We start from the raw sequence: 4,708 nt of genomic DNA on the forward strand, positions 1-4,708 counted from the left end.
GGCAACTGACAGGGTAAAAAGTGCACTGTCACCGTAAATTCTATGAAAGCGCTGTTGGTTCCGACAGGGAGGTGGTCTGCTTTGCGCCCAATCCCGGTCGTTTACGCTGAGCTAGCCAACCTCCAAATGCGGACATTTGACATGACAGCCGAGTGTCAGAAAGTTGATCGGCATTTGTAGCACCGCGCTGGTCAGCATGATCGCTGTGGCCGCTGGACCGTCCAGCGTTTGCGTTTGCGTGATGATTGGCCATCAATGCAATGTGGGCATCAGGTTCCCGCATTGGACCTAACGGCCGCAGCCGATCTACCACTTGACCCGGAAACCGAGCGAACCGGTCAGTGCGTGACTGTCGCCGGAATTTTCCAGGCCCGTACGAGCGACAGCTTCGCCAAAGACGGAGAACTTGTCGTCGGCCCAGTTGACTGTGCCACCGATGCCGATGCCGCCCCAGAGCTGCTCATTCCTGCTTGACAGGCTGCTTCCTGCCAGGTCCACTGACGAGCCGTCCTCGAAATCGTAATAAAGGTTGGCGACGGTGTAGACATTCATGTGCCCGGCGCGGCGCCGCCCTGGTACTGTCCCTCGACATAGGTCGGGTGCACCGCCTTGCCGGCATCCTGCACGACCGTGTAGCGGATGACCCTGGTGGCGCCGGTATCGGGATCGACCTCGATATCGCAGATATGGGTGGCGAAGGAGACGCCGGCACCATCGGCGACGAGCTCGCTGTGGCCGGCGATCGGCCCGCCGGTCTTGCCCGACTCGGCCGCGATCTCCTTCAGCGACAGCTTGCCGAGATTGCCGTGCTTCTCGCCCTTGGCGATCGCGTGGCCCTTTTCCCAGACCACGTCGTCGACGGCAATGTCCCACATCTGCGCGGCGCGCTCGCGCAGGATCTTGATCGCGTTGCGGGCGGCCGAGATCGTCGCCATGGAAGACGAGAAGGTGCCGCGGCTGCCGTCCGTCATGTCGTTGTAGCCGAGGCTGGACGTGTCGGCGACGATCGCCGTGACTTGGGAATAGTCGATGCCGAGTTCCTCCGCCGCCACCAGCGATAGCGATGCGCGGGAGCCACCGACATCGACCGTGCCGACGGCCAGCGAGACCGAGCCATCCATGCCGATGTTGAGGTCGGTGCAGGTCTGGCCGCCGAAATTGAACCAGAAACCGCAAGCCATGCCACGGCCCTGGTTCTTGCCCAGCGGCGCCTTCATGTGCGGATGGCTCTTCACCGCCTCCAGCGTCGGGCCGATGCCGATCGGTCCGTAGACCGGGCCGTAGGAGGACCGTGTGCCTTCCTGCGCGGCGTTCCTGATGCGGAAGTCGACCGGGTCCATGCCGATCTTCTTGGCCAGCTCGTCGACCGCGCTTTCCACCGCGAACGCCGCCATCGGCGCCGAAGGCGCGCGATAGGCCGCGGTCTTCGGCCGGTTGACCAGCACTTCGTAGCCGACCGTCTTGACGTTATCGAGCTTGTAGCAGGCGAACGCCGTCATCGCGCCGATCTCGGCCCAGGAACCGGCATAAGGGCCGCAACTGTAGCGCAGCGTCGCTTCGGCGGCGGTGATCGTGCCGTCCTTGCGGGCGCCGATCTTGACGTCGATCGAGGTGGCGCTGGTCGGGCCCGAAGCGCGGAACACCTCGTCGCGGGTCATCACCAGCTTCACCGGCCGTCCGGCCTTGCGCGACAGCGCCAGCGCCACCGGCTCGGCCCAGACATGGGTCTTGCCGCCAAAACCGCCGCCGATCTCCGAGGAGGTGACGCGCAGTTTCGAGGCTTCCATGCCAAGCAGCTGGGCGCAGTGCTGGCGGTAGACGAAATGGCCCTGCGTGCAGACCCAAAGGTCGGCGGTGCCGTCGGAGCTGAAATTCGCCACGCAGGCATGCGGCTCGATATAGCCCTGGTGCGTCTGCTCGGTCTTGAAGGAGCGCTCGATGATGAAGTCGGCCTGCCCGAAACCCTGATGGACATCGCCATGGCCAAACTGGCTGCGCTTGGTGATGTTGGAGGGTTTTACCGGCTTTTCCTCAAGACCCTCGGTGAAGATGGCATCATTGATCAAGGGCGCCGTGTGCTTGGCCGCCTCGTCGACATCGGTGACATGCGGCAAAAGCTCGTACTCGACCTCGATGAGCTTCAGCGCCTGCCTGGCCGTGCGGGCATCGATCGCGGCGACCGCGGCCACCGCGTGGCCGTCATAGAGCGCTTTCGTGCGCGCCATGCAATTGTCGAGCACGTCGTACATGGCGGCATCGCCATCGGTGAGGTCGGGCAGGTCGGCCGCGGTGATCACCGCCTTGACGCCGGCGAGCTTTTCCGCCTTCGAAATGTCGATCTTGACGATCCTGGCGTGGGCGTGCGGGCTTCTGAGAACACGCCCGACCAACTGGCCGGCCATGTTGAAGTCGGCGCCATAGCGGGCGCGACCCGTCACCTTGTCGATGCCGTCGGGACGGATCGGACGCGTGCCGACGGAGGTGAATTTACGTCCGGAAAAACGTGGATCGAAATTCATCTCAGGCTCCCTTCATCACGATGGCCGCGTCCTGGACGGCACGCACGATCTTGTCGTAGCCGGTGCAGCGGCAGAGGTTCCCGGCAAGGCCGAAGCGGATTTCCTCCTCGGTCGGGTCGGGGTTCTTGGCCAGGAGGTCCTTGGCCGCGATCAGGAAACCCGGCGTGCAGATGCCGCATTGCAGCGCCGCATGTTCGAGGAATTTCTGCTGCAGCGGGTGCAGCGTATCGCCATGGGCCATGCCCTCGATGGTCTCGACGCGGCGGCCTTCAGCCTCGGCGCCGAGCACCAGGCATGAGCACACCAGCCGATCGTCGAGGATGATGCTGCAGGCGCCGCAGTCGCCGGTGCCGCAGCCTTCCTTGGCGCCCGTCAGCCCCAGCCGATCGCGCAGGACGTCGAGCAGCGTCTCGTCGGGCTGGCAAAGATACTCGACAGCGTCGCCGTTGATTGTCGTTGAAACTGCTACACCAGCCATCATTTGCCTCCTGCACGTGCATAGGCTGATGTGGCGGCCCGCTGGGCCAGCACACCCGCAACTTTTCGTCTGAATTCGATGGTGCCGCGCTTGTCGTCGATGGGACGGCAAGCCCCCGCGCAGACCTTGGCGAGCCGCTCCAGCGTCGCTTCGTCCAGCCTGGAGCCGATGAGCACCTCCGCCGCCTCTTCGACCAGAAGCACCGTCGCCGCCACGGCGCCCAGCGCCACGCGGGCCGATTTGACGACCCCGTGCTCGTCGAGCGTCAGGTTCACGCCGGCGCTGACCACCGCGATGTCCATCTCGGTGCGCGGAATGAAACGCAGATAGGCATCGCCGGACCGCGGCTCGCGCTTGTCGAGCAGGATCGCCTCGATGATCTCGCCTTTGGCCAGCGACGTCTTGCCCGGCGCGGTCGGCACGCTCTGCACGGGGATCGTGCGCCTGCCCGCCGGCCCGACGACCACTGCCTTGGCGCCGGCGGCAACCAGCGCCGGCACGCTGTCGGCAGCCGGCGATGCGTTGCAGAGATTGCCCACGATGGTGCAGCGTCCCTGCACCTGCTTCGAGCCGATCAGCTTGGCCGCCTCGACGACACCAGGCCATGCCTTCTTGAGGGCGGTGTTCTCCCCCAGGACGGCGCAGGGAACCGCGGCGCCGATGCTGAAGCCTTCAGCCGTTTCCCGGATCTCGCTCAAGCCATCGATCGCCTTGATGTCGATGATCAGTTCTGGTTCGGCAAAGCCGCCCTTCATCCTGACCAGGAGGTCGCTGCCTCCCGCGAGGATGGCGGCCGTACCAGCCGACCCGGCCAACTGGCCAACGGCATCTTCTATTGAAAGCGGACGTATGTAGCGCATCGTCTCCCCTTGGTCATCGCGATTTCAGCGACCGTTATAAACAGTCTCCCCATAATGGCTATCCGGTTCCGCATCTGCGGCGATTAGGCCAGGCGCCGCAATATCCGGTCCAACAGACCGAATGTGGCGCGCTGAATGGCAGCAACCGGCTTTGGGATGATTTTCGTGAAACTTCGGCTGTGGATCAAGTGCGCTCATTCGCCCTTGTCCGCCTTTGGACCGGAACGGCCTCAACCCGTGACGCGCTTTCCCGGGAAACTGTTCACATTTTTCCTGGAATTGCCCTAGAGATCGGCCTCGGCGAAGATGCGCGAGGCCCAGTCGAGGAAGACGCGCAGGCGTGGCGAGAGCTGGCGGTTCTGCGGGTAGAGCGCCGACAGCGGCGTCGGCGAGGGCGGATAGTCGGCCAGCACCTCGACGAGCGTCCCATCCGCCAGATCCTTTTCGAAGCGATAGCGCGGCGCCTGGATCAGGCCGAGGCCAAGCCGCGCCAGATCGGCGGCGGTGTCGGAATTGTTGGCGGCGACGCGGCCTGGCAGCCGCACCTCACGGATACTGCCGGCGACGGTGAATTCGAACGGAAGGGTCTCGCCGGTGCGCGACGAAACAAAGCCCACCGCCTGGTGACCGTCGAGCGCATCGGGGGAGACGGGCGTGCCGTGGCGCTCGAGATAGGCAGGGCTGGCGCAGGTGATCTCGCGGATGACAGCCAGCCGCCGCATGATCATGCCGCTGTCGGGCGGCTCGCCGACGCGGATGACGCAGTCGACGCCTTCGCGCACGAGATCGACCAGCCGGTCGCTTTGGCCGATCTGCAGGTCGATCCTGACATAGCGGGCGAGGAACTCCGG

4 protein-coding genes and 1 pseudogene are annotated in these 4,708 nt (G+C 64.6%); all 5 read right to left on the minus strand.

Going from position 1 to position 4,708, the window contains the following annotated elements; translation table 11 throughout:
* Positions 1-306: 306 nt before the first annotated feature.
* Positions 307-552: an autotransporter outer membrane beta-barrel domain-containing protein gene (locus EN749_RS30785; protein ID WP_128364568.1), complete on the minus strand. Its 246-nt coding sequence runs from the start codon at positions 550-552 to the stop codon at positions 307-309.
* A gap of 8 nt (positions 553-560) precedes the next feature.
* A pseudogene (locus EN749_RS30790) lies at positions 561-2,519 on the minus strand (xanthine dehydrogenase family protein molybdopterin-binding subunit); the annotation flags it as partial.
* Between the two features lies 1 nt (position 2,520).
* Entirely contained in the window at positions 2,521-2,997 is a 477-nt protein-coding gene (locus tag EN749_RS30795) for a (2Fe-2S)-binding protein (RefSeq protein ID WP_023813348.1), read from the minus strand.
* Positions 2,997-3,857, minus strand: a complete 861-nt coding sequence (locus tag EN749_RS30800) for a xanthine dehydrogenase family protein subunit M (protein WP_128289953.1) — start codon at positions 3,855-3,857, stop codon at positions 2,997-2,999. Before EN749_RS30800 ends, EN749_RS30795 begins: the two co-directional genes overlap by 1 nt.
* Before the next feature lie 284 nt (positions 3,858-4,141).
* Positions 4,142-4,708, minus strand: a 567-nt coding sequence (locus EN749_RS30805; RefSeq protein ID WP_245491527.1) for a LysR substrate-binding domain-containing protein, incomplete at its 5' end; no start/stop codon positions are given.

The sequence above is a fragment of the Mesorhizobium sp. M7A.F.Ca.ET.027.02.1.1 genome, assembly GCF_004022985.1.
GTDB lineage: Bacteria > Pseudomonadota > Alphaproteobacteria > Rhizobiales > Rhizobiaceae > Mesorhizobium.